This is a genomic window from Pseudomonas nitroreducens (genome assembly GCF_014204515.1).
Lineage (GTDB): Bacteria > Pseudomonadota > Gammaproteobacteria > Pseudomonadales > Pseudomonadaceae > Pseudomonas > Pseudomonas nitritireducens_A.
On record NZ_JACHLI010000017.1, the window covers coordinates 16,457 to 39,472 of the forward strand.

Below are 23,016 nucleotides of genomic sequence, written 5' to 3' on the forward strand. Positions count from 1 at the left end.
CGACCATAAAAAAGCCCGATCAACCGATCGGGCTTTTTCTTGTCCGCTTTCTGGGCCCGGCTCAGAGCGCCTTGACCCGCAGCTCCTTGGGCATCGAGAAGGTGATGTTCTCCTCGCGGCCGTCCAGTTCCACCTCGGGCTCGGCGCCCCAGTCGCGCAGTTGCTGGATCACGCCGCGCACCAGCACTTCCGGGGCGGAGGCGCCGGCGGTGATGCCGATGCGCTGTACGCCGTCGAACCACTCTTTCTGCATGTCCTCGGCGCCGTCGATCAGGTAGCCGGGGGTGCCCATGCGTTCGGCCAGTTCGCGCAGGCGGTTGGAGTTGGAGCTGTTCGGGCTGCCCACCACCAGCACCAGGTCGCACTGGTCGGCCAGTTCCTTCACTGCGTCCTGGCGGTTCTGGGTGGCATAGCAGATGTCGTTCTTGCGCGGGCCCATGATCGCGGGGAATTTCGCGCGCAGGGCATCGATCACCCGGGAGGTGTCGTCCATCGACAGGGTGGTCTGGGTGACGAAGTGCAGCGCTTCGGGGTTGCGCACTTCCAACGCGGCGACATCGTCCTCGTCTTCCACCAGGTAGATCGCGCCACCGTTGGAATCGTCGTACTGGCCCATGGTGCCTTCGACTTCCGGGTGGCCTTCGTGGCCGATCAGGATGCACTCGTGGCCGTCGCGGCTGTAGCGCACGACTTCCAGGTGCACCTTGGTGACCAGCGGGCAAGTGGCGTCGAAGACCTTCAGACCGCGGCTCTCGGCTTCCTTGCGCACGGCCTGGGAAACGCCGTGGGCGCTGAAGATGACGATGGTGTCGTCCGGCACCTGGTCGAGCTCCTCGACGAACACGGCGCCGCGGTTGCGCAGGTTCTCCACCACGAACTTGTTGTGCACCACTTCATGGCGCACGTATATCGGCGGGCCGAAGACGTCGAGGGCGCGGTTGACGATCTCGATCGCCCGGTCGACGCCGGCACAGAAGCCGCGGGGATTGGCGAGTTTGATTTGCATGGTGGCCTCGGGTGCTACGCAAGCCGGCCCACGAGGGGCCGGTAGGAATACTTCGCCTCAAGCGCAACGGCCCGCCATTGACGGGCCGCGCAGCCAGTCAGGCTGGTTGTACGTCGATGATATCGACTTCGAAGGCCAGCGTTTTACCGGCCAGCGGATGGTTGAAGTCGATGGTGACGTGCTGCTCGTCGAACTCTTTCACAACGCCCGGCAGCTCGGTCTTGGCGGCGTCGTTGAAGATCACCAGCAAGCCCTCGGCCAGCTCCATGCCTTCGAACTGGTCGCGCGGCATGACTTGCAGGTTGGCCGGGTTCGGTTGGCCGAAGCCATTCTCCGGCTCGATGGTCAGGGTGCGCTTGTCGCCGGCCTTGAGGCCGAACAGCGCCTGCTCGAAGCCCGGCAGCAGGTTGCCGTCACCGACCTTGAAGGTGGCCGGCTGCTTGTCGAAGGTGCTGTCGACGACGTTGCCGTCATCGAGTTTCAGGGCGAAATGCAGGGTGACCTTCGAGTCGCCGCCAATGCGCTGAATGGTGTCAGAGGAATCAACCATTGGCGGTCTCTCCGGAGTTCTTCGATTTGAACATGTCCAGCGCCAGCATGATGGCGCCGACGGTGATGGCGCTGTCGGCCAGGTTGAAGGCCGGGAAGCGCCACTGGTTCTGCCAGTGCACGAGGATGAAGTCCACCACGTGACCCAGGACCATGCGGTCATACAGGTTGCCCAGTGCACCGCCCAGCACCAGGGCCAGGGCGATGGCCAGCCAGGTCTCGCCGCGCTTCAGGCGCTTGAGCCAGACCACCAGCACGATGCTGACGACGACGGCGATCAGGGCGAACAGCCAGCGCTGCCAGCCCGAGCTGTCGGCCAGGAAGCTGAAGGCGGCGCCGGTGTTGTAGGCCAGGGTCCAGCTGAACAGGTCGGGAATGACCACGATCTGCTGGTACATGGTCAGCTCGGCCTGGAAGAAGGCCTTGGTGACCTGGTCCAGCACGAACACGAGCACGGTGATCCACAGCCAGGGCAGACGGCCGAAACGATCGGCGTTAGGCATAGTGACGCACCTCGCCCGCACCCTCGATGTTCTCGACGCAACGGCCACACAGCTCCGGGTGTGCGGCATTGCTGCCGACATCGGCGCGGAAGTGCCAGCAACGGCCGCACTTGGCATGGGCGGACTTGACCACCTGCAGCTTCAGGCCCGGCAGTTCGCTCTCTACCGCGTCGGCCGGCGCTGCGGACAGCGGGGCCACCTTGGCGGCGGAGGTGATCAGCACGAAGCGCAGCTCGTTGCCCAGTTTCTCCAGGCGCTGGGCCAGGGAGTCTTCGGCGTAGAGGGTGATCTCGGCCTGCAGGTTGCCGCCGATGGTCTTGGCGCTGCGCAGGTTTTCCAGTTCCTTGTTCACGGCGGCCTTGGCAGCCATGACTTCGTCCCAGTAGGCGCGGTCCAGCTCGGCGTCGGCCGGCAGCTCGGTCAGGCCGTCATACCAGGTGGTCAGCATCACCGACTCGGCGCGCTCGCCGGGCATGAAGCCCCAGATTTCCTCGGCGGTGAACGCCATGATCGGCGCGATCCAGCGCACCAGGGCCTCGGCGATGTGGAACAGCGCGGTCTGGCAGGAGCGACGGGCGACGCTGTTGGCCTGGGTGGTGTACTGGCGGTCCTTGATGATGTCCAGGTAGAAGCCGCCCAGCTCCTGCACGCAGAAGTTGTGCACCTTGGAGTAGACGTTCCAGAAGCGGTAGTCGCGGTAGGCCTCTTCCAGCTCGCGCTGCAGCTGCAGCGCGCGGTCGATCGCCCAGCGGTCCAGGGCCAGCAGCTGGTCGTTGGGCAGCAGGTCCTTGGCCGGGTCGAAGCCGGACAGGTTGGACAGCAGGAAGCGCGTGGTATTGCGGATACGCCGGTAGGCGTCGGCGCTGCGCTGGAGGATCTGCTGGGAGACGGCGATCTCACCGGAGTAGTCGGTGGACGCGACCCACAGGCGCAGGATGTCGGCGCCCATGCTGTCGATCACGGTCTGCGGCACCACGGTGTTGCCCAGGGACTTGGACATCTTGCGGCCGGACTCGTCCACGGTGAAGCCGTGGGTCAGCAGTTGGCGATACGGCGCGTGGCCGTCGATGGCGCAGCCGGTCAGCAAGGACGAGTGGAACCAGCCGCGGTGCTGGTCGGAACCTTCCAGGTAGAGATCGGCGGCCGGGCCGCTGGCGTGGCCGAGCTCGGCGTGGGAGCCGCGCAGCACGTGCCAGTGGGTGGTGCCGGAGTCGAACCAGACGTCCAGGGTGTCGTTGATCTTGTCGTACTGCGCGGCTTCATCGCCCAGCAGTTCGGCGGCGTCGAGCTTGAACCAGGCCTCGATGCCTTCCTTCTCGACGCGCAGGGCGACTTCTTCCATCAGCTCGACGGTGCGCGGATGCAGCTCGCCGGTGGCCTTGTGCAGGAAGAACGGGATCGGTACGCCCCAGTTGCGCTGACGCGAGATGCACCAGTCCGGACGGCCGGCGATCATGCCGTGCAGGCGCGCCTGGCCCCAGTTGGGCACGAATTCGGTTTCGGTGATGGCTTCCAGCGCGCGCTCGCGCAGGGTGGCGCCGGTCTGCGGCTGCTTGTCCATGCCGACGAACCACTGCGCGGTGGCGCGGTAGATCAGCGGGGTCTTGTGGCGCCAGCAGTGCATGTAGCTGTGGCTGATGCTGGCGTGCTTGAGCAGCGCGCCGACTTCATCGAGCTTGGCGACGATGTTCGGGTTGGCCTTCCAGATGAACTGGCCGCCGAAGAACGGCAGGTCGGCCACGTAGACGCCGTTGCTCTGCACCGGGCTGAGGATGTCGTCGTTGACCATGCCGTACTGCTTGCAGGTCCGGAAGTCGTCCTCGCCGTAGGCCGGGGCGGAGTGGACGACGCCGGTGCCGGCGCCCAGCTCGACGTACTCGGCCAGGTAAACCGGCGAGAAGCGCTCGTAGAACGGGTGGCGGAAGCGGATCAGGTCCAGCGACTCGCCCTGGGCGGTGGCGATGACCTGGCCTTCCAGGCCGTAGCGTTGCAGGCAGGACTCGACCAGTTCCTCGGCCAGCACCAGCAGGCGCTCGCCGGTGTCGACCAGGGCGTAGGTGAATTCGGGGTGGACGTTCAGCGCCTGGTTGGCCGGGATGGTCCAGGGGGTGGTGGTCCAGATGACGATGGCAGTCGGCTTGGGCAGGCTGGCCAGGCCGAAGGCGGCGGCCAGCTTGTCGGCATCTTCCACCGGGAAGGCGACGTCGATGGCGTCGGACTTCTTGTCGGCGTACTCGACTTCCGCTTCGGCCAGGGCCGAACCGCAGTCGAAGCACCAGTTCACCGGCTTCAGGCCCTTGAACACGAAGCCCTGCTTGACCATCTCGGCGAGGGCGCGGATTTCGCCGGCCTCGTTGGAGAAGTTCATGGTCTTGTAGGGGTTGTCCCACTCGCCCAGCACGCCCAGGCGGATGAAGTCGGCCTTCTGCCCTTCGATCTGCTCGGCGGCGTATTCGCGGCACAGTTCGCGGGTCTTGTCCGCCGGCAGGTTCTTGCCGTGGGTGGTCTCGACCTTGTGCTCGATCGGCAGGCCATGGCAGTCCCAGCCCGGCACGTAGGGGGCGTCGTAGCCGGCCAGGGTCTTGGAGCGGACGATGATGTCCTTGAGGATCTTGTTGACCGCGTGACCGATGTGGATGCTGCCGTTGGCGTAGGGCGGGCCATCGTGCAGGATGAATTTCGGCCGACCTTCGCCAATCTTCCGCAGCTTCTGGTACAGGCCAATATCGTTCCAGAGCTTGAGCGTCTGCGGCTCGCGCTGCGGCAGGCCGGCTTTCATCGGGAAGTCGGTTTCGGGAAGGTTCAGAGTGGCTTTGTAATCGGTCATCTCAGGGCCTGTTCAGGATCTTCAATCAAGCGGTTGGCCCAGCCAGTAGGCCCGGGCGGCGGCGATGTCGGCGAGGATGGCCGCCTTGAGTGCCTCAAGGGAGGCAAAACGCTGCTCATCACGCAGCTTCTGGTGGAACGTGATATCCAGGTGCTGGCCGTACAGATCGCCGGCGAAATCCAGCAGATGCACTTCCAGGTGGGGCCGGCCGTCGCCATTCACGGACGGTCGGGTGCCGATGTTGGCCACCCCATTGCGGCGCTGGCCAGCCACCATCGTGCTGACCAGGTAAACCCCATTGAGCGGCGCCTTGCGGCGCTTGAGTTGGATGTTCGCGGTGGGCGAACCCAGCGTGCGACCCAGCTTCTGCCCGTGCAGCACACGGCCGCTCAGGCGATACGGACGCCCCAACAGGCGCTCGACCCGGTGCAGGTCGCCGTCGGCCAGGTCCTTGCGGATCCGCGAGCTGCTCACGCGCATGCCGTCGACTTCTACGGTAGTCGCCGCCTCGACGGTGAAGCCTTGCTCCGCGCTGGCATTGACCAGGAAGGCGAAGTCGCCGGAGCGGTCGCAGCCGAAGCGGAAATCGTCGCCCACTTCCAGGTGGCGGACCCGCAGGCCCTCCACCAGCACCTGGCGGACGAACTCGGCGGCCGACAACTCGCGCAGACGGCGGTTGAAGGCCAGGCAGAGAACGAAATCGACGCCGTACTGGCGCAGCAGTTCGAGCTTCTCGCGCAGGCGCGTCAGGCGCACCGGGGCGGCATCGGGAGCGAAGTATTCGCGCGGCTGCGGCTCGAAGATCACCACGCAGCTGGGCACGCCCAGCTCCAGCGAACGCTCGCGCAAACGCCCCAGGATCGCCTGGTGGCCGAGATGGACGCCGTCGAAGTTACCGATGGTGGCGACACAGCCCCCGGACAGGGGCCGCAGGTTGTGAAGGCCTCGAAGCAGCTGCATAGCGCGCGTATTGCTCAGAAAGTGGTCGATTATACCTGCACCGGCAGCCATGCGACAGGCAAAATGCCGTCGCCGCAAACCGATGCAATGCTTTGCCCGGCGAAGGTTACAGCACCGCGCGGCGGGAAAAGTCCCGCAGGCGGAAGCCCAGCAGCGCCAGCATACCGAAATAGGCGAGCACACCAGCCACCACCAGCGCGCCCAGGCGCACCAGGCGGATCGGCATGCCGCCCTGATCCCAGGCCGGCATGAAGTGCATCATGCCGATCAGCACGGCGCACATCACCAGTACAGCTACGACTAATTTGCCGATGAACCTGCCCCAGCCTGCCTGCGGCTCGAACAGCTGCTGCTTGCGCAGCTGCCAGAACAGCAGGCCGGCGTTCAGGCAGGCCGCCAGGCTGATCGCCAGGGCCAGGCCCGCGTGCTTGAGCGGGCCGATGAACACCAGGTTCATCAGTTGGGTGGACACCAGGGTAAAGAGTGCGATCTTCACCGGTGTCTTGATGTTCTGCCGCGCATAGAAGCCCGGCGCCAGCACCTTCACCAGAATGATGCCGAGCAGCCCGACCGCATAGGCAATCAGCGCATGCTGGGTCATCAGCGCGTCGTGGGCGCTGAACTTGCCGTACTGGAACAGCGCGACGGTCAGTGGCTCGGCGATCACCGCCAGGGCCAGGGAGCACGGCAGGACCAGCAGGAAGCACAAGCGCAGGCCCCAGTCCATCAGCCGCGAGTATTCGTGGCGATCGTCACTGGCGTAGGTCTTGGCCAGCGACGGCAGCAGGATGGTGCCCAGCGCCACGCCGAGCACGCCGGACGGCAGCTCCATCAGACGGTCCGCGTAGTACATCCAGGACACCGAGCCGGCCACCAGGAAGGAAGCGAAGATGGTGTTGATGATCAGCGAAATCTGGCTGACCGAGACACCGAGGATCGCCGGCCCCATCTGCTTGAGCACGCGCCAGACGCCGGAATCGCGCAGGTTGATGCGCGGCAGCACCAGCATGCCGATCTTCTTCAGGTGCGGCAGCTGGTAGAGCAGCTGCGCCAGGCCGCCGGCGAGCACCGCCCAGCCCAGCGCCATGATCGGCGGGTCGAAGTACGGCGTGAGGAACAGCGCAAAGAGGATCATGCTGACGTTCAGCAGGGTCGGCACGAAGGCCGGCACCGAGAAACGGTTCCAGGTATTGAGGATCGCCCCCGCCAGCGAGGCCAGCGAGATCAGCAGGATATAAGGGAAGGTCACCCGCAGCAGGGAACTGGTGAGCTCGAACTTCTCCGGCGAATCGACGAAGCCGGGCGCCGTCACCCAGATCACCCAGGGTGCGGCGAGCATGCCCAGCGCGGTGACCAGCGCCAGGATCAGGGTCAGCAGGCCGGACACATAGGCAATGAAGGTGCGGGTCGCCTCCTCGCCCTGCTGGGTCTTGTACTCGGCCAGGATCGGCACGAAGGCCTGGGAGAAGGCCCCCTCGGCAAAGATGCGGCGCAGCAGGTTGGGCAGCTTGAAGGCGACGAAGAAGGCGTCGGTGGCCATGCCGGCGCCGAACATGCGCGCGACTATCGTGTCGCGCACGAAACCGAGCACCCGCGAGATCATGGTCATCGAGCTGACCGCGGCCAGCGACTTGAGTAGGTTCATAGCGTCCAGAACTGGTAGAATCGTCGCCCCTGCCGATGCGGCACCGGCCTTGGGCGACAGCCCAGGCGCCAGGCGAAGCGCAGCAGTGTAGGGCCGCGGGGCGAATAAATCACCCCATCCGGCGGACAGCGTGCACCCGTCGCACCACTCGTCGGCAGCTGCCCATACCCTTGACAAGGCCTTGATGCAACGGCATTATTCGCGGCCTTAATTTATTCGCAACATCCCCAGTTTTATTTCGAGGAGCTCGACGGTGGCCAACACACCTTCCGCCAAAAAACGCGCCAAACAGGCTGAGAAGCGTCGCAGCCACAACGCCAGCCTGCGTTCCATGGTTCGTACCTACATCAAGAACGTAGTCAAAGCAGTCGACGCCAAGGACCTGCCGAAGGCCCAGGCCGCTCTGGTTGCTGCCGTACCGGTCATCGACCGCATGGCTGACAAAGGCATCATCCACAAGAACAAGGCCGCTCGTCACAAGAGCCGCCTGAACGCCCACGTGAAGGCCCTGGCCACCGCGTAAGCGTTCCGTTCTTGAAAAACCGGCCCCAGGGCCGGTTTTTTATTGCCTGCAAAAACCTGTAGGAGCGAGCCTGCTCGCGATCAGCCTCGGCAAACACCCGCAACAGCCCCTCGTTTCTCAGACAAAAAGAAAGGGCGGTCACCCGCCCTTCTCTTTCTTACTTGTCAGGCCACGGCATGATCGGAATCGCCGTCACCGCATTCTGCGGGCTGCCCTCGATCACCCGGTCGCTGTAGACCAGATAGACCAGCGCATTGCGCTGCTTGTCGAAGAAGCGCACCACCTGCATGGTCTTGAACACCAGCGAAGTGCGCTGCTGGAACACCACCTCGCCATCCTTCAGCTCACCCGAGAAGCGGATCGGCCCGACCTGGCGACAGGAGATCGACGCCTCGGCGCGATCCTCCGCCAACCCCAGGCCACCCTTCACCCCGCCCGTCTTGGCACGGGACAGGTAGCAGCTGACGCCCTGCACCTTCGGATCATCGAAGGCCTCGACGACGATCTTGTCGTTCGGCCCGACCCACTTGAAGACGGTGGACACTTCGCCGATCACGTCAGCTTGCGCCAACGCCGGCAACAACAGCAGTGCAGCGATCAATCCCTTGCGCATGCCAATGATCCTCAGACCAGAACCAGATTGTCGCGATGCACCAGCTCCGGACCATCGACATAGCCCAGCAGGCTTTCGATGGCATCGGTCGGCTGGCCGATGATCTTCTGCGCCTCGAGCGCACTGTAGTTGGCCAGCCCTCGGGCAATCTCGCGCCCCTGCTGATCCACGCAAACGATCATCTCGCCACGCCGGAAGCTGCCCTGCACCGCCTTCACACCCACCGGCAGCAGGCTCTTGTGATCCTGGGCGACCGCCTTGACGGCGCCGTCGTCCAGCACCAGGGTGCCGCGCATCTGCAGGTGGCCAGCCAGCCACTGCTTGCGCGCCGCCTTGCGACTCTGCTCGGGAGTCAGCAGCGTGCCGAGACGCTCACCAACGCGAAGGCGATCCAGCACGCGTTCGATACGACCACCCACGATAACGGTGTGCGCACCGGAACGCGCCGCCAGACGAGCCGCACGCAGCTTGGTCTGCATGCCGCCACGACCCAGCGCCCCGCCCGTACCGCCAGCGACCGCATCCAGCGCCGAATCATCGGCACGGGCTTCGAAAATCAGCTGGGCATCGGGGTTGTTGCGCGGGTCGGCATCGAACATGCCATCACGATCGGTAAGGATCACCAACAGGTCGGCCTCGACCAGGTTGGCCACCAGCGCCGCCAGGGTGTCGTTGTCGCCGAAGCGGATTTCGTCGGTGACCACGGTGTCGTTCTCGTTGATCACCGGGATCACACCCAGATCGACCAGCGTACGCAGGGTATTGCGCCCGTTCAGGTAGCGCTTGCGATCGGACAGGTCGTCATGGGTCAGCAGCACCTGCGCGGTCTGCAGGCCATGGACCCCGAAGCTGGACTCCCAGGCCTGCACCAGGCCCATCTGCCCCACCGCGGCGGCCGCCTGCAGCTCGTGCATGTCACTGGGCCGGGAAACCCAACCCAGGCGACTCATGCCCGCCGCGACGGCGCCCGAGGACACCAGCACCAGCTCGACGCCCGCGCAATGCAGCGCGACCATCTGCTCGACCCACACCGCCATGGCGTCGCGATCCAGACCACGACCATCGGCGGTCAGCAACGCACTGCCAATCTTGACTACCCAGCGCTTGGCGCCAGTGACCTTCTCACGCATAGCCGCAACCTTAACAATCAGGCGGTTCATCCCCGCATCCACGGGGAACACTGGAGGACCCGGCAACCTGGGCCGCCGGGCTACACGCTACTACCAGAGAACTGACGACGCGCCGATCAGGGCACGTAGAAGATTTCCGGGCCGTCGCCGTCGTCTTCGTCATCCTCGAAATCATCATCGTCCACATCGTCGACATTCTTCAGGCCGGAGCGACGCAGGGCGCGAGCGTCGTCCAGAGCCTGCAGACGGGCGCGGGCCTCATCTTCGATGCGCTGATCCAGGGCCGCCAGGGCTTCGCCATAGGCCGGCTCTTCCTCGATGCGCAGGGTGCGCTCGTCGAGGTACTTCATGATGTCCTGGCTCAGGGCCTCGGTACCTTCGCGCTCCAGGGCGGAGATCACGTAGACCGGACCTTCCCAGCCCAGGCGCTCGACCACGGCCTGCTTGCGACGCTCCTGCTCCTCGGGCTCGATGATCTGGTCCATCTTGTTCAGCACCAGCCAGCGGTCACGCTCGGTCAGCGCCGGGCTGAATTTCTCCAGCTCGTGGACGATGGTTTCCGCAGCATCGGCCGGGTCGCTTTCGTCCAGCGGCGCCATGTCGACGATGTGCAGCAGCAGGCGGGTACGCGCCAGGTGCTTGAGGAAGCGGATACCAAGGCCGGCACCTTCGGCGGCGCCTTCGATCAGACCGGGGATGTCGGCGACCACGAAGCTCTTGAAGCGACCGACGCTGACCACGCCCAGGTTCGGCACCAGGGTGGTGAAGGGATAGTCGGCGACCTTCGGCTTGGCGGCGGACACCGCACGGATGAAGGTGCTCTTGCCGGCGTTCGGCAGGCCCAGCAGACCGACGTCGGCCAGGACCTTCAGCTCCAGCTTGAGGTCACGCGCATCACCGGGCTTGCCCGGAGTGGTCTGGCGCGGAGCACGGTTGGTACTGGACTTGAAGCGGGTGTTGCCCAGGCCATGCCAGCCGCCCTGGGCGACCATGATGCGCTGACCGGCCGTGGTCAGGTCACCGATGATTTCCTGGGTACTGGCATCGATGATGGTGGTACCGACCGGCACCGGCAGGACCAGATCGTCGCCCTTGGCGCCGGTGCAGTCCTTGCTGCCGCCGTTCTCGCCGCGCTGGGCGTCGAAACGACGGGTGTAGCGGTAGTCCACCAGGGTATTCAGGTTCTCGTCGGCCTCGAGGAACACCGAGCCGCCGTCGCCACCGTCACCGCCGTTGGGACCGCCTTTCTCGATGAACTTCTCGCGGCGGAAGCTCATGAGGCCGTTGCCGCCGTCACCGGCTTTCACGTGGATGGATACTTCGTCGACGAATTTCATTGCGAACGCCTCCCGCCGGAGGGCGGGTTGAATATAAGAAAAGGAGCATAGGATACAGCCAAGTCCGCACAAACGCCCGAACCGACGGCACCTCGCCTGGAAACGCCAGAAACAAAAAAGCCCCGTCGCGAGACAGGGCTTTTTCAGTGAGAGCTCGCTTAGGCAGCGACGACGCTTACGTAGCGACGGCCAAAGGCGCCTTTCACTTCGAACTTGATCACGCCGTCGACTTTAGCGAACAGGGTGTGATCCTTGCCCATGCCAACGCCGTAGCCAGCGTGGAACTGGGTACCGCGCTGACGCACGATGATGTTGCCTGCTTTCACAGCCTGGCTACCGAACAGCTTCACGCCAAGGCGTTTGCTTTCTGAGTCGCGGCCGTTGCGGGTACTACCGCCAGCTTTTTTGTGTGCCATGAGTCAATTCTCCTGAAGAGGAATTAGGCCTGGATGCCGGTGATCTTGATTTCAGTGAACCACTGGCGGTGGCCCTGACGCTTCATGTGGTGCTTGCGGCGGCGGAACTTGATGATGCGCACTTTGTCGTGACGACCGTGGGAAACCACTTCTGCAGTCACTTTCGCGCCTTCTACCACCGGCAGGCCGATCTTGACGTCATCGCCATTGGCAACCAGCAGGATGCGATCCAGGTTGATCGCTTCGCCGGTGGCGACGTCGAGTTTCTCGACCTTGAGGAATTCGCCTTCGGTGACTTTGTATTGCTTGCCACCAGTAACAATTACTGCGTACATCTGGATGTCTCCGTTAGACCTGCTCACCCGACGCTTTATAGAAAGAGGAATCGGTCGGCATGGCTGCATGGGGCCGGAAAGGACGCCCGTGCAATTGCGTAAGGCAGGATATGCCAGGGAAGTTCGGGGCCGCGATTGTACGCAAACACCCGGGGCGGATCAAGCCCCATGGGGCCTTGCCTTGACAGCCCAAACAGCGGCACCTAGCATGCCGCGCAATCTACGAGGAGCGCTGTCTTTAATGCAACCCCAGGCTTTCTATCGCGTGGTGGCGGACGACTTCACCGCCGTCGACGGTATCATCCGTCGCCAACTCACTTCCCGCGTTCCCCTGGTGGAAAAGATCGGCGACTACATCATCTCCGCCGGCGGCAAGCGTCTTCGCCCGCTGCTGGTGCTCCTCTCCGGCAAGGCCCTGGGCTATTCGGGCGACGACCTGAAGCTGCTGGCCGCCACCATCGAGTTCCTGCACACCTCCACCCTGCTGCACGACGACGTGGTCGACGCCTCCGGCCTGCGCCGCGGCCGCGCCACCGCCAACGCCCAGTGGGGCAACGCGCCGAGCGTGCTGGTGGGCGACTTCCTTTATGCGCGCTCCTTCGAAATGATGGTCGAGCTGGGCTCCATGCCGGTCATGCGCATCATCTCCCAGGCCACACGCGTGATCGCCGAAGGCGAAGTGCTGCAGCTGTCCAAGGTACGCGACGCCAGCACCACCGAAGAAACCTACATGGAAGTCATCCGCGGCAAGACCGCGATGCTCTTCGAAGCCTCCACCCACAGCGCCGCCGCGCTGGCCAACGCCCCTGCCGAGCAGGCCGAGGCGCTGCGTCTGTTCGGTGACGCCCTGGGGATCGCCTTCCAGCTGGTCGACGACCTGCTCGACTACCGCGGCGACGCCGCCAGCCTGGGCAAGAACGTCGGCGACGATCTGGCCGAAGGCAAGCCGACCCTGCCGCTGATCGCCACCATGCGCGACGGCACCGCGGAGCAGGCCGCGCTGGTGCGCAAGGCCATCCAGCAGGGCGGCAGCCAGGACCTGGAAGGCATCCGCGCCGCCGTGGAAGCTGCTGGCGCGCTGGACTACACCGCCAACCTGGCCCGCGACTATGCCGCCCGCGCCATCGAGCACCTCAAGGCGCTGCCGGACAACGAATACCGCGCCGCACTGATCGAGCTGGCCGAGTTCTCGGTCGCCCGCACGCACTGATCCGCCGTTTCGACCAAGCCCGCCCCGGTTCGCCGCGGCGGGCTTTTTGTTGCCTGTCCTTTGACCGGGAACAACAGACCGTCGCCCGCAGAAAATTTTTTCCAATTGGCGCTTGCTATTAAGATAATAAGAATTATTCTCATTAAACGGTCTGCACGGAGGAACACGCCATGACCTACATGATCGACGCCTGGCTGGATCGCCCGCATCCCTACCTGCGCATCCTGCATCGGGATACCGGGGAAGTCTGTGCGGTGCTGGAAGAAGAAGCGCTGGACGAACTGCGCGAACAGGGCGGCCTGGAGCTGTCCGAGCTCAATACCAGCGAACCGCTGGTGCTCAAGGAACTGGTGCGCAACCTGTTCCTGTTCTGTTACGCCCGCGCCTTGCGCTAGACGCTCTTTACGATGGCGCAGGATGCGCCGTCGGTGCTCCGCCGCCCGGGAGGCGGAGCACAAAGGGGCGCCTGAGCGCCCCTTTTCCTGCGCAGTGGCCAAGGATGGCACTGCGCAGCGAACCCTCGGGAATCAGAGGATTTCCAGCAGCTCGACGTCGAATACCAGCACGCTGTGCGGCGGGATGCTGCCGACGGCCTGGCCGCCGTAGGCCAGCTCGCTCGGTACGTGCAGGCGCCACTTGCTGCCGGCGTTCATCAGCTGCAGGGCCTCGACCCAGCCGGCGATCACACCGCCCACCGGGAATTCGGCCGGCTGGCCGCGCTCGTAGGAGCTGTCGAAGACAGTGCCGTCGACCAGGGTACCGTGGTAGTGGGTACGCACGGTGTCTTCGCGGGACGGCTTGGCGCCTTCGCCGCTGGTCAGGACTTCGTATTGCAGGCCCGACGGCAGGACGGTCACGCCTTCGCGCTTGGCGTTTTCCACCAGGTACTCGCGGCCGACGGCAGCGGCGGCTTCGGCTTTCACCTGGGCTTCGGCCTGCATGCGCTCGCGGATCACCTGGAAGCTGGCGGAGAGGACTTCGACCGGTACGCGGCTGTCAGTGCCGGCGTAGGCATCGGAGAGGCCGGCGACAATGGCGTCGAGGGTCATGCCCGGCACCGGGTTCTCGCGCAACTGGTCGCCCAGCTGACGGCCGATGCCGTAGCTGACGCGGGCTTCGTCGGTGGAAAGGTTGAGTTCGCTCATGGCGGCGCTCCGCTGGGGGTTCAAAAAAGGGCCGCCAGCCTAGCACAGATGCACCCTCTCCCCTACCGCTGGGGCCGCGGCGCTAACGCAACGGCATGGTGACCCCGGCGCCGATGTCGCGCTCATCGAACATACCGCACATCTCGTCGTGCACCACCGCATGCACCAGGTGGAACGGCAACGGCGGCAGCGCTCGCAGCACCTCGCGGGCGTGGTTGACCGAGCGCACGCTGACGACTTGCCCACCTACGTCGTGGACCGGGTAGAAGCGATCGCCCATGCGCGCTTCGAGCACATAGATATCCCCTTCCAGGGACACCAGGTTGATCTCGTCGATATCGCCGGCGAGGGACCGATTGGTCAGTTCCTGCAGATTCATGTACAGCACCTCCTGCGGGTTGAGCCACGCGGGAAAGTCTTGACCAGCAGGCGCTCACCGCAAGCCGAAAACACAACCGCCCGTCCGTTTTGCAACGGCCGGGCGGCGTGGGAAATCGGCTGGAAGCCTCAGTGGTCGTGGCGTGTGAGCTTGTCCAGGTAGCCCATGGCGAACGCCGACAGAACGAAAGTGAGGTGGATGATCACGTACCACATCAGCTTGTTGTCCGGGACGTTCTTGGCATCCATGAAGATGCGCAGCAGGTGGATCGAGGAGATCGCCACGATGGAGGCGGCCACCTTGTTCTTCAGCGACCCGGCGTCCATCTTGCCCAGCCAGTTGAGCTTTTCCTTGCCTTCGTCGATGTCCAGCTGCGACACGAAGTTCTCGTAGCCGGAGAACATCACCATCACCAGCAGGCCGCCCACCAGCGCCATGTCGATCAGCGACAGGATCACCAGCACCAGGTCGGCCTCCGCGATGGAGAAGATGCTGGGCAGGATGTGGATGATTTCCTGGAAGAATTTGATGGTCAGCGCCAGCAGGGCGAGCGACAGGCCGATGTAGATCGGCGCCAGCAGCCAGCGCGCGGCGTACAGGGAGTTCTCGATGAAACGTTCCATGATTCTCGCGGGAAAGGTCTTAGGAAGGCGGCGGAATTATAGCGGATGGTGCCGGGGAGTTATCCCGGCTTTCTATGGAAAAATATGTCTGTGGATCAATAGCCGGGCGGCCACGGCATGCAACCGTAGCGGCCAGCGGTCTCGGGGCCTCCAGCGGATTGCGCAGGAGCTGCGCAATCCGTCTGCCAACGCTGGAAGCCTCAGCCCTCGGGGCGGAACTGGAAGCTGCCCACCTGACGCGAACGCTCGCCGTTGAGCCGGCGCAACTCGCCCTGCAGGTGCAACTGCCAGATGGGAGGATCGTCCGCCACGATATAGCCCTGCTGGGCCAGGCAGTCGGAGATCGCCTCGAGCACGCCCTCGGCCACGAATGGCCCGAAGAACGGGCCCTGCGCCTTGATGGCGGTGGGCTGCGCGCCGGACATGCCGGCGGCGCACAACAAGGTCCAGAGTCCATTCTCTCCGGCCAGCGGCCTGATCTCGCACTCGATGCGCGTGGTCAGCCCCAGACAGGGGCGGATAAGGCAGAGGTTACGCGGCATGGCGGCACCCTCGCGGTTGTCCTGGGATTGAGACTACACCCAGGTTCCGACACGCGAAAGTGCGGATTTATCCACTCATCTTGCAGACATCGGAGTGTAAAAAACCCGGACAGGGGGACCAGCGCGGCGCCCCTGCCCTGCCGCCGGTCAGTCGGCGTCCTTCGGCTTGCGAGCGCGCTCCTTCTTCACCGGCGACTTTTCCACCGGTGGCTTTTCCGGTGCCTTCTCCGCCTTGGGCTTTCGGGCGGGCTTGGCGGCGGTCTGGGCGGCGACGAGCTCCTTGATGGCCTTCTCCTTGTCCTCTTCGTCCATGCCCAGCTCGGATATCTCCTTCAAGCGCTCGACCACGCGGGCGTTGACGCTGCCTTTGGGGAAGTGCCCCTTGGCGTCCGGCGCACCGGCCGGCTCGCCGACCAGCAGGCTCAGCGCCTCGTCGGCCTGGCGCACGGCGTAGATGTGGAACTGGCCGTTGCGCACCGCCTGCAGCACGCGCTCGTCGAGCATCAGGGTGGCGACGTTGGCGCGCGGGATGATCACGCCCTGCTCGCCAGTCAGGCCGCGGGCCTCGCAGAGACGGAAGAAGCCCTCGATCTTCTCGTTGACCCCGCCGACCGCCTGCACCTCACCGAACTGGTTGATCGAGCCGGTGATGGCGAAGCATTGCCGCAGCGGCGTGCGCGACAGGGCCGAGATCAGCGTGCAGACCTCGCCGAGGGAGGCGCTGTCGCCGTCCACATAGCCATAGGACTGCTCCAGGGCGATGCTCGCGGAAATCTCCAGGGGGAATTCCTGGGCGTAGCGGCTGCCGAGGTAGCCGGTGAGGATCATCACGCCCTTGGAGTGGATCGGCTGGCCGAGGTTGACCTCGCGCTCGATGTCGACGATGCCGCTGCCGCCCGGATAGACGGTGGCGGAAATACGCGCCGGCATACCGAAGGCGGAATCACCGACTTCCAGCACGGTCAGGCCGTTGCACTTGCCCACCGCCGCGCCTTCGCTGTCGATCAGGATGATGCCGGCGAGGATGTCGTCGAGAATCCGCGCCGACACACGGCCGGTACGGGTTTCCTTGGCCTTCAGGGCGCGTTCGATGTGGCCCAGGTCGGTGACTTCCTGGCCGGCCAGCTGGCGGATGAAGTCCGCTTCGCTGACCAGCTGGAACAGGTCGCCGATGCGCGCCGAGAGGCGGCCCTGGTGTTCGGCCAGGCGGGCGCTGTAGGTCGCCAGGCGCGCCACCGCCTCGCGGGTCAGCGGCGCCAGGCCCTCTTCCGAGGTGCGGGTCTTGAGCAGCTGGGCGAACTGTTCGAGGCTGTCCTCGGCCAGCGGGATGTCTTCGTCGAAGTCCACCAGCACGCGGAACATCTCCTGGAAGTCCGGATCCAGGTCCTGCAGCGTGTAGTAGATCTGCCGCGAGCCGATGATGATCACCTTGATGTTCAGCGGGATCACCTGGGGCGTCAGGCTCATGGCGGTGAGGCGACCCAGCTCGGCCAGGGGCGATTCCATCTTCAGCTGGCGCGATTGCAGCGCGCGCTTGAGGGCGTCCCAGACGAAGGGCTCGCTGAGCATCTTCTCCGCTTCCAGCACCAGGAAGCCGCCGTTGGCGCGGTGCAGCGCACCGGGGCGCAGCTGGCGGTAGCTGGTGTAGAGCGCGCCCTGGTCGGAGGCGTATTCGATGCGGCCGAACAGGTTGTCGTAGGTGGGGTGCGACTCGAACACCACCGGCGCACCGCCGGTGGCGTGGTGGCCGATCGCCTGGTTCGGCGCGTACTGCTCCTCCAGGCTCTGCTTGCGCTGCGGGTCGGTGCGCTCGGCGTCCACCAGCTGGTCGACCACGGTCTTGAGCAGGTTGAGCTGCATGGCCTGCAGGTAGGTATTGACCCCGGAATTGTTGTTGTACTTCTCCACCAGCGGCGCCAGTAGCGGCTGCAACGCCAGGGTGATGGTTTCCTCGTTGAGCTGGCGCAGCTGGTTGCTCGACTCGCGCTTCCACTGCGGCAGGCTGGAAAGCTCTTCGTTGAGGTGCTCTTCCAGGTCGGCGATGTCGCCATGGAAGCGCTCGCGCTCCTCCTCCGGCAGCTGCGCGAACTCGGCTTCGTCCAGCGCCTTGCCGTCCTTCATCGGGGTGAAGGCGATGTTCGCGCTGTCACGATAGAGGGCGACTTCTTTCTCCAGCGCCAGGCGCTCGACGGTGTCCAGGGCCTTGTCGTAGCGCTGGTTGAAGCCGCGATCGATGGCGCTCTTCTTCTGCTGGTAGGCCGGGTTCTCGAACACCGAAGGGAAGGTGGACAGCAGGTTGTCGATCAGGTGGTCGATATCGCTGCCGAATTCGGCGGCGCTGCCCGGCGGCAGCTCGATCACCCGGGGCTCGCGCGAGTCATCGAAGTTGTTGACGTAGACCCAGTCGGCCGGCGTCGGCAGGCGCTTGCCCTCGGCCTTCAGGTAGCGCTGCACGAAGGAGAAACGCCCGGTGCCCGGCTCGCCCATGACGAACACGTTGTAACCCGGACGCGGCATCGCCACGCCGAACTGCAGCGCCTCGACCGCGCGCTCCTGTCCGAGCACGCCCAGGAAAGGCTCCAGTTCTTCGGTGGTCTTGAAGGGAAACTGTTCGGGGGTGAAGGGGCGGGTCAGTTCATCGGGCGCCAGGCGCAGGCCGGCAGCAACGGAATCGGGCATTGGAAGTCCTTGCTTCGAGCGGCGCGAGGCCGCGGAGAGTCGCCCGCATTCTCGCGCCGCCCGCGCGCCACTGGCAAGGCAGTATTGGTGACAGTTTCAGTCCAGCGCATCGGCGCAGCGCAGGCAGTGCTCGGCGGCCGGCAGGGCGCGCAGGCGGCGCTCCTCGATGGCCTCGCCGCAACGGGCACATTCACCATAGGTACCGTCCGCCAGGCGCAGGCGGGCCAGGCCGACCAGGCGCATGCCAGCCTCGGCCTCGGCCAGCAGGGCTCGCAGCACGTCATCGTTCTGCCGCTGCTGGGCCTGCTCGGCAAAGTCCGGCGAGTGGGCCTGGCCGAGGTCGCGGCGGATGGCTGCGGCGCGCCTGGAATACTCCGCCGCCAGTTGATCCAGGGCGGGACGGGGATCGAAATCGACCATGACGACTACCTCGCAGAGGGAACTGATTGAAGTGTGGCTGCATCCAAGACATCCGCCGCTGATGCCGATCAACAGCCTGCCCTGCGGGCTGAACAGGCCAGCCTGGGCCATACTGCCTGCGGCAGCGGTTGCCTTGACACCCGCAAGGCAATGGAGAAAAGCTCTGACGTGCGCTGTTTCGCTGTCAGCGACTTTTCAACGGTTCCCGATCTCATAGCCCGATCCCATAAAGAGAGAAAAACGATGAAAAGGATTCTGCTCGGTACCCTCCTCGCCACCGCCTCCCTCAGCGCCCTCGCCGATGCCCCCGGCAGCGACGGCTGCGGCTGGGGCAACATGCTGTTCAAGGGTCAGCGCGGCACCCCCACCCACGTGCTGGCTGCCACTACCAACGGCACCAGCGGCAACAACACCTTCGGCATGACCACCGGCACCAACGGCTGCCACACCAACGGCGCGCTGACCTATGGCGGCAAGCCGATGATCGTGCTCAGCAGCATGATGGACGAGCTGTCCGAGGACATGGCCAAGGGGAACGGCGAAGCGCTGACCACCTACGCCGTGGTGCTGGGCGTGAAGCCCGAGGACCGCGCACACTTCGCCCAGGTCACCCACCAGCACTTCGCGCAGATCTTCAACAAGTCCGACGTCACCGCCGAGGACGTCTACGCCAACACCCAGGCCGTCCTGAAACAGGACAGCACCCTGGCCAAGTACGCCGAACAGGCCTGATGGCCGACGCGAGCCCGCCCCTGGGCGGGCTCATCCCTCCCCCTCACTAAGTCCACCCGATGCCCAAACGCCTGTTGCCCTGGATGGCGCTGTGCGCCTGCACCCCGCTCCTCGCCGCTCCCCAGCCCGATCCGCAGCGCCTGCAGCAACTGGCCGACGAGCCTTACTGGCTGGCCCTGGGGCACTACGAGCACGCCAAGCTCGGCGGTTGGCGCAGCTTTGTCGACGATCCGAAATTCTTCCTGGCCAAGGACGGCGATAGCCATCCCGAAGCGGAACTGGCGGCCACGCTGAAGGCCCTCTACGCCCCCGCCAGCCTCGCCGGCAACCACGCCCAGTGCGTCTATCCGGCGCGCACCCGCTGGCTGCGCCAGCAACTTCAGCTGACCGACCTGCCGCCGGTGGAGTGCAAGGAATTCACCACCTGGTACCAGGACATCAACCCGCACAGCGCCGTGCTGGTGTTCCCGGCCGCCTACCTGAACAGCCCATCCTCGATGTTCGGCCACACCCTGCTGCGCATCGACCAGGCCGACGTCGACTCCGACAACACCGCCCTGCTCAGCTACGCGCTCAACTTCGGCGCCTACATCGAGGGCATGGACAACAGCATCCTCTACGCCTGGAAGGGCCTGATGGGCGGCTACCCCGGCCTGTTCGCCCTGGTGCCCTACCGCGAGAAGCTCGCCGAATACAGCCGCCTGGAAAACCGCGACCTCTGGGAATACCGCCTGAACCTGACGCCGGAAGAAACCGCGCGCATGGTCGAGCACGTCTGGGAGCTGAAGCAGATCCGCTTCAAGTACTACTTCTTCGACGAGAACTGCTCGTTCCGCCTGCTGGAGCTGCTGGAGATCGCCCGCCCCGGCGTCGAGCTGACCGATCACTTCCCGCTCACCGCCATCCCCACCGACACCGTGCGCGCGGTGAAGAACGCCGGGATGATCGACCGCGTCGACTACCGCCCTTCCCGCTAGCGCGAACTGCTCGCCCGCAGCGAACCGCTGAACCACGCCGAGAAGGTCCTGGCGCGACACCTCGCTGATGACGACGGCCTGCTGCAGAGCCCTGAGTTCGCCGCCCTGCCCGCGGACCGCCAGGCGCTGGTGCAGGACACCGCGTTCCGCCTGGTGCGCTACCGCGCCACCGGCCAGGAGCGCGATGCCTCCACCGCCTCGCGCAGCTACAACCTGCTCAAGGCGATCAACCAGAACCCGCCGCCGGCGCTGAGCGTCGAGCGCCCCGGCCAACCCGAGGACGGCCACCAATCGCGCACCTGGCAGCTCGGCGCCGGCAGCCGCGACGGCCAGGCCTTCGCCCAGTACGGCCTGCGCATGGCCTACCACGACCTCGAGGACAACGCCTTCGGCTTCCCCCTCGGTGCGCAGATCGAGATCGGCCAGCTCAAGCTGCGCCAGTACGAAGGCAACCGTTGGCAGCTGCAGCAGCTGGACCTGGTCACCATCCGCTCGATGACGCCGCGCAACGAGCTGCTGCAACCGTTGTCCTGGCAGGTTTCCGGCGGCTGGGAACGGGTGATCGGCAAGCACAGCGACAACGACCACGACACCCTGGTCGGCCACCTCAACGGCGGTGCCGGCGGCAGCTGGAAACTCAGCGATGACCTGCAGGCCTACGCCCTGGGCACCGCGCGCATCGAGAACAACCCGGACTTCGCCGCGACCATCGCCCCGGCCATGGGCTTCGACACCGGCGTGTTGTGGAGCAACCCGCTGGGCAACCTCAGCGTCGAAGGCAAGGGCGACTACTTCCACAACGGCGAAGTGCGCCGCACGCTGAGCTTCGGCCAGCAGGTGGAACTGGGCCGCAACCTTGGCCTGCGGCTCTCAGCCCAGCGAGAGTTCAGCCATGAAGCGAGCCCGCGCAACGAAGTGATGCTGGAGCTGCGCTGGTACCACTACTGATCCAGTTGGCGCTCCGCGATGCCCTGCTCGGCGAACCAGTGCAGCAGGGCCTCGCGCTGCATCACCCGCGCATGCACCGGCGCGTTGCCGCCACCTGTCAGTAGCCGTTCCAGATCGCAACCCTGATCACGCAGTCGCTCCAGCAGCTCGATGTCGCCGCTGCGCACCGCATGCGTCAAGGCCAGACGTTGCAGCTCCGGCTCCTCGACAATCCGCCCCTGCTCCAGCGCTGCGCGCCAGTCGCGCACCAGCGGTCGCAGCGAATCCCGCAGCTGCTGCGCCAGCACCTCACCCTCGACACCCGAGGCTGCCAGCTCATCCAGGGCTTCGAGCAATTCCTGCCCGGCATCCGCGCCCTCGGCGAACGGATCGTCATCGAAGCCGAGCAGCGCGAACAGGCCGTACAGATCGTCGGCCACCTTCGTCAGAGCATCCTCGTGCAGGCGCAGCGGCCAGGCCGGCGGCAAGGCGCGGCTCCAGGCGTAGATGGCGCCGAACTCCTCCGGCTCGACACAGACGTAGATCCGCTCCAGGTACTCGAAACCACCGATGGGCAGGAAGCCGGCGCGGCCGTCCCACTCCTGGCCATTCTCCTCGGCAACTTCCGCGGCGCACTCCTGCTCATGCTCCAGCCAGCCCCACAGGTCGTGGTAGCCGTCGCTGTCCGGGTAGAAAAGCTCGTTGAAGGAGTACGGATGCAGGTGGCCGTCGTAGTCCACGCACAGCTCGTAATCCAGGCGGCCGCCGAAGGCGCAACGCCACAGGGCGACCAGTTCGGCTGGCAGTTTGCTGCCCAGGCGCTGCTCGACCTCTGCGAGCTGGGCGTCGCTGATCGGCGGCTGTGCGTCGTGGATAATGCGCCCGGCGAAGCAGGCCAGGCGGTGCTCGCGCAGCAGTTGCTGCTGCGCCGGAGTGAACTCAGGCATCGCGCCCCTCCTGGCGCAACGCAGCGCGGGCGCTCATCAGGGCGAAGCCCAGTAGATTCAGCCCGCGCCAGCGCGGGGGATTGCCCGCATCGGGATGATCGACCGCCAGGCCGATGCCCCAGATCGCATCCACCGGGCTGGCCTCGACCAGCACGCGGTCACCGGTGCCCAGCAGGAATTCGCGCAGGGCTGGGTTCTGCCCGAACTTGGCGTGGTTGGCGCGGGTGACGATGGCCAGCCGCTCGGCATTCCAGGCCGCCTCGTCGAAGCCGCGGATCTCGCGGCCGATGGACTTCGCCTCGGCTGGCGTGCGCGCCGCGAGAATCCGCGCCAGCGCCGCCTCGTCACCGAACAACCGGGCCTTGCCGGCCATCATGTAGTGCTCGGCGCTGGTGTAGGTCACCCCGTCGATCGCGAAGTCCGCCTCGAACCACTGGCTGAAACAGCTCTTGTCGACGTCCCCTGAGTGCTTCGGGCGATGCCCCCAGAAGTACACATACTTGAAGGCTTCGCCCGCCTCGATGCGCCGGCACAACTGCTCGACACTCATCGGTTCTTCCATGATCGGCTCCTCGCCACTGTCGCAAAACC

23 protein-coding genes and 1 pseudogene are annotated in these 23,016 nt (G+C 65.3%); 5 read left to right on the top strand and 19 right to left on the bottom strand.

From position 1 onward, the window contains the following. Positions 1 to 61 precede the first annotated feature (61 nt). The 6 genes from ispH to murJ form a co-directional block, all read right to left on the bottom strand. Positions 62 to 1,006 carry a 4-hydroxy-3-methylbut-2-enyl diphosphate reductase gene (gene ispH, locus HNP46_RS19940; RefSeq protein WP_184592351.1) on the bottom strand — a complete coding sequence of 315 codons (945 nt, stop codon included), beginning with the start codon at positions 1,004 to 1,006 and terminating at the stop codon, positions 62 to 64. A 97-nt stretch (positions 1,007 to 1,103) separates the two neighbouring features. After that, positions 1,104 to 1,556 carry an FKBP-type peptidyl-prolyl cis-trans isomerase gene (fkpB, locus tag HNP46_RS19945; RefSeq protein WP_184592353.1) on the bottom strand — a complete coding sequence of 151 codons (453 nt, stop codon included), beginning with the start codon at positions 1,554 to 1,556 and terminating at the stop codon, positions 1,104 to 1,106. Continuing rightward, positions 1,549 to 2,058, bottom strand: a complete 510-nt coding sequence (gene lspA, locus HNP46_RS19950) for a signal peptidase II (RefSeq protein WP_184592355.1) — start codon at positions 2,056 to 2,058, stop codon at positions 1,549 to 1,551. The genes fkpB and lspA overlap by 8 nt, the downstream gene beginning before the upstream one ends. Continuing rightward, positions 2,051 to 4,885: an isoleucine--tRNA ligase gene (gene ileS / locus HNP46_RS19955; RefSeq protein WP_184592357.1), complete on the bottom strand. Its 2,835-nt coding sequence runs from the start codon at positions 4,883 to 4,885 to the stop codon at positions 2,051 to 2,053. Before ileS ends, lspA begins: the two co-directional genes overlap by 8 nt. Positions 4,886 to 4,906: 21 nt before the next feature. Then, entirely contained in the window at positions 4,907 to 5,845 is a 939-nt protein-coding gene (gene ribF / locus HNP46_RS19960) for a bifunctional riboflavin kinase/FAD synthetase (protein WP_184592359.1), read from the bottom strand. Between the two features lie 106 nt (positions 5,846 to 5,951). Next, complete coding sequence (gene murJ, locus HNP46_RS19965; RefSeq protein ID WP_184592360.1) at positions 5,952 to 7,490, bottom strand: murein biosynthesis integral membrane protein MurJ; 1,539 nt, start codon at positions 7,488 to 7,490, stop codon at positions 5,952 to 5,954. A 253-nt stretch (positions 7,491 to 7,743) separates the two neighbouring features. Here murJ and rpsT point away from each other — a divergent pair, with 253 nt between their 5' ends. Continuing rightward, positions 7,744 to 8,013, top strand: coding sequence for a 30S ribosomal protein S20 (gene rpsT / locus HNP46_RS19970; protein WP_009617555.1), 270 nt, complete (start codon positions 7,744 to 7,746; stop codon positions 8,011 to 8,013). 157 nt (positions 8,014 to 8,170) lie between these two features. On the opposite strand, the gene HNP46_RS19975 is transcribed toward rpsT, so the two are convergent. From HNP46_RS19975 to rplU, 5 genes are all read right to left on the bottom strand, one after another. After that, entirely contained in the window at positions 8,171 to 8,626 is a 456-nt protein-coding gene (locus HNP46_RS19975; protein ID WP_184592362.1) for a CreA family protein, read from the bottom strand. An 11-nt stretch (positions 8,627 to 8,637) separates the two neighbouring features. After that, positions 8,638 to 9,756 (bottom strand): glutamate 5-kinase, encoded by a 1,119-nt coding sequence (gene proB, locus HNP46_RS19980; protein ID WP_184592583.1) that lies wholly within the window; start codon positions 9,754 to 9,756, stop codon positions 8,638 to 8,640. A 116-nt stretch (positions 9,757 to 9,872) separates the two neighbouring features. Then, complete coding sequence (gene cgtA / locus HNP46_RS19985; RefSeq protein WP_184592371.1) at positions 9,873 to 11,093, bottom strand: Obg family GTPase CgtA; 1,221 nt, start codon at positions 11,091 to 11,093, stop codon at positions 9,873 to 9,875. A 158-nt stretch (positions 11,094 to 11,251) separates the two neighbouring features. Continuing rightward, positions 11,252 to 11,509, bottom strand: a complete 258-nt coding sequence (gene rpmA / locus HNP46_RS19990) for a 50S ribosomal protein L27 (protein WP_017521622.1) — start codon at positions 11,507 to 11,509, stop codon at positions 11,252 to 11,254. Between the two features lie 23 nt (positions 11,510 to 11,532). Continuing rightward, a complete protein-coding gene (gene rplU, locus HNP46_RS19995) occupies positions 11,533 to 11,844 on the bottom strand; it encodes a 50S ribosomal protein L21 (protein WP_015475683.1) in 312 nt (103 codons plus the stop codon). Between the two features lie 241 nt (positions 11,845 to 12,085). Here rplU and HNP46_RS20000 point away from each other — a divergent pair, with 241 nt between their 5' ends. Together HNP46_RS20000 and HNP46_RS20005 are read left to right on the top strand one after the other, a co-directional pair. Next, positions 12,086 to 13,054, top strand: coding sequence for a polyprenyl synthetase family protein (locus HNP46_RS20000; protein ID WP_184592374.1), 969 nt, complete (start codon positions 12,086 to 12,088; stop codon positions 13,052 to 13,054). A 170-nt stretch (positions 13,055 to 13,224) separates the two neighbouring features. After that, positions 13,225 to 13,449: a hypothetical protein gene (locus HNP46_RS20005; protein WP_045217230.1), complete on the top strand. Its 225-nt coding sequence runs from the start codon at positions 13,225 to 13,227 to the stop codon at positions 13,447 to 13,449. A gap of 132 nt (positions 13,450 to 13,581) precedes the next feature. Here the strand turns inward: HNP46_RS20005 and HNP46_RS20010 are convergent, their stop codons facing one another. From HNP46_RS20010 to HNP46_RS20035, 6 genes are all read right to left on the bottom strand, one after another. Continuing rightward, complete coding sequence (locus tag HNP46_RS20010) at positions 13,582 to 14,199, bottom strand: FKBP-type peptidyl-prolyl cis-trans isomerase (protein WP_184592376.1); 618 nt, start codon at positions 14,197 to 14,199, stop codon at positions 13,582 to 13,584. Between the two features lie 82 nt (positions 14,200 to 14,281). Beyond that, a complete protein-coding gene (locus HNP46_RS20015) occupies positions 14,282 to 14,578 on the bottom strand; it encodes a DUF6482 family protein (protein ID WP_184592378.1) in 297 nt (98 codons plus the stop codon). Positions 14,579 to 14,706: 128 nt separating this feature from the next. Then, positions 14,707 to 15,201 (bottom strand): TIGR00645 family protein, encoded by a 495-nt coding sequence (locus HNP46_RS20020; protein ID WP_184592380.1) that lies wholly within the window; start codon positions 15,199 to 15,201, stop codon positions 14,707 to 14,709. A gap of 200 nt (positions 15,202 to 15,401) precedes the next feature. Beyond that, complete coding sequence (locus tag HNP46_RS20025) at positions 15,402 to 15,743, bottom strand: hypothetical protein (RefSeq protein WP_184592382.1); 342 nt, start codon at positions 15,741 to 15,743, stop codon at positions 15,402 to 15,404. A gap of 147 nt (positions 15,744 to 15,890) precedes the next feature. Further along, positions 15,891 to 18,422: a Lon protease family protein gene (locus HNP46_RS20030; protein ID WP_184592384.1), complete on the bottom strand. Its 2,532-nt coding sequence runs from the start codon at positions 18,420 to 18,422 to the stop codon at positions 15,891 to 15,893. A gap of 96 nt (positions 18,423 to 18,518) precedes the next feature. After that, complete coding sequence (locus HNP46_RS20035) at positions 18,519 to 18,842, bottom strand: TraR/DksA family transcriptional regulator (protein ID WP_184592386.1); 324 nt, start codon at positions 18,840 to 18,842, stop codon at positions 18,519 to 18,521. A gap of 243 nt (positions 18,843 to 19,085) precedes the next feature. Between HNP46_RS20035 and HNP46_RS20040 the strand changes: the two genes are divergently transcribed. After that, the gene (locus HNP46_RS20040) at positions 19,086 to 19,574 is read left to right on the top strand and encodes a DUF3015 domain-containing protein (RefSeq protein ID WP_184592396.1); all 489 of its coding nucleotides are present in this window, start codon (positions 19,086 to 19,088) and stop codon (positions 19,572 to 19,574) included. Positions 19,575 to 19,633: 59 nt separating this feature from the next. After that, a pseudogene (locus HNP46_RS20045) lies at positions 19,634 to 21,499 on the top strand (DUF4105 domain-containing protein). Here the strand turns inward: HNP46_RS20045 and HNP46_RS20050 are convergent. Continuing rightward, on the bottom strand, positions 21,493 to 22,425 hold the full coding sequence (locus HNP46_RS20050) for an SMI1/KNR4 family protein (RefSeq protein ID WP_184592398.1): 933 nt from the start codon (positions 22,423 to 22,425) through the stop codon (positions 21,493 to 21,495). The pseudogene HNP46_RS20045 and the gene HNP46_RS20050 sit on opposite strands and share 7 nt — an antisense overlap. Next, positions 22,418 to 22,987: an NADAR family protein gene (locus tag HNP46_RS20055; RefSeq protein ID WP_184592400.1), complete on the bottom strand. Its 570-nt coding sequence runs from the start codon at positions 22,985 to 22,987 to the stop codon at positions 22,418 to 22,420. The genes HNP46_RS20050 and HNP46_RS20055 overlap by 8 nt, the downstream gene beginning before the upstream one ends. Between the last annotated feature and the right edge of the window lie 29 nt (positions 22,988 to 23,016).

Bases quoted from the DNA above. Each gene is read 5' to 3' on its own strand.
- ispH (WP_184592351.1), bottom strand. From the start codon at position 1,006: ATGCAAATCAAACTCGCCAATCCCCGCGGCTTCTGTGCCGGCGTCGAC.
- fkpB (WP_184592353.1), bottom strand. From the start codon at position 1,556: ATGGTTGATTCCTCTGACACCATTCAGCGCATTGGCGGCGACTCGAAG.
- lspA (WP_184592355.1), bottom strand. From the start codon at position 2,058: ATGCCTAACGCCGATCGTTTCGGCCGTCTGCCCTGGCTGTGGATCACC.
- ileS (WP_184592357.1), bottom strand. From the start codon at position 4,885: ATGACCGATTACAAAGCCACTCTGAACCTTCCCGAAACCGACTTCCCG.
- ribF (WP_184592359.1), bottom strand. From the start codon at position 5,845: ATGCAGCTGCTTCGAGGCCTTCACAACCTGCGGCCCCTGTCCGGGGGC.
- murJ (WP_184592360.1), bottom strand. From the start codon at position 7,490: ATGAACCTACTCAAGTCGCTGGCCGCGGTCAGCTCGATGACCATGATC.
- HNP46_RS19975 (WP_184592362.1), bottom strand. From the start codon at position 8,626: ATGCGCAAGGGATTGATCGCTGCACTGCTGTTGTTGCCGGCGTTGGCG.
- proB (WP_184592583.1), bottom strand. From the start codon at position 9,756: ATGCGTGAGAAGGTCACTGGCGCCAAGCGCTGGGTAGTCAAGATTGGC.
- cgtA (WP_184592371.1), bottom strand. From the start codon at position 11,093: ATGAAATTCGTCGACGAAGTATCCATCCACGTGAAAGCCGGTGACGGC.
- rpmA (WP_017521622.1), bottom strand. From the start codon at position 11,509: ATGGCACACAAAAAAGCTGGCGGTAGTACCCGCAACGGCCGCGACTCA.
- rplU (WP_015475683.1), bottom strand. From the start codon at position 11,844: ATGTACGCAGTAATTGTTACTGGTGGCAAGCAATACAAAGTCACCGAA.
- HNP46_RS20000 (WP_184592374.1), top strand. From the start codon at position 12,086: ATGCAACCCCAGGCTTTCTATCGCGTGGTGGCGGACGACTTCACCGCC.
- HNP46_RS20005 (WP_045217230.1), top strand. From the start codon at position 13,225: ATGACCTACATGATCGACGCCTGGCTGGATCGCCCGCATCCCTACCTG.
- HNP46_RS20010 (WP_184592376.1), bottom strand. From the start codon at position 14,199: ATGAGCGAACTCAACCTTTCCACCGACGAAGCCCGCGTCAGCTACGGC.
- HNP46_RS20015 (WP_184592378.1), bottom strand. From the start codon at position 14,578: ATGAATCTGCAGGAACTGACCAATCGGTCCCTCGCCGGCGATATCGAC.
- HNP46_RS20020 (WP_184592380.1), bottom strand. From the start codon at position 15,201: ATGGAACGTTTCATCGAGAACTCCCTGTACGCCGCGCGCTGGCTGCTG.
- HNP46_RS20025 (WP_184592382.1), bottom strand. From the start codon at position 15,743: ATGCCGCGTAACCTCTGCCTTATCCGCCCCTGTCTGGGGCTGACCACG.
- HNP46_RS20030 (WP_184592384.1), bottom strand. From the start codon at position 18,422: ATGCCCGATTCCGTTGCTGCCGGCCTGCGCCTGGCGCCCGATGAACTG.
- HNP46_RS20035 (WP_184592386.1), bottom strand. From the start codon at position 18,842: ATGGTCGATTTCGATCCCCGTCCCGCCCTGGATCAACTGGCGGCGGAG.
- HNP46_RS20040 (WP_184592396.1), top strand. From the start codon at position 19,086: ATGAAAAGGATTCTGCTCGGTACCCTCCTCGCCACCGCCTCCCTCAGC.
- HNP46_RS20050 (WP_184592398.1), bottom strand. From the start codon at position 22,425: ATGCCTGAGTTCACTCCGGCGCAGCAGCAACTGCTGCGCGAGCACCGC.
- HNP46_RS20055 (WP_184592400.1), bottom strand. From the start codon at position 22,987: ATGGAAGAACCGATGAGTGTCGAGCAGTTGTGCCGGCGCATCGAGGCG.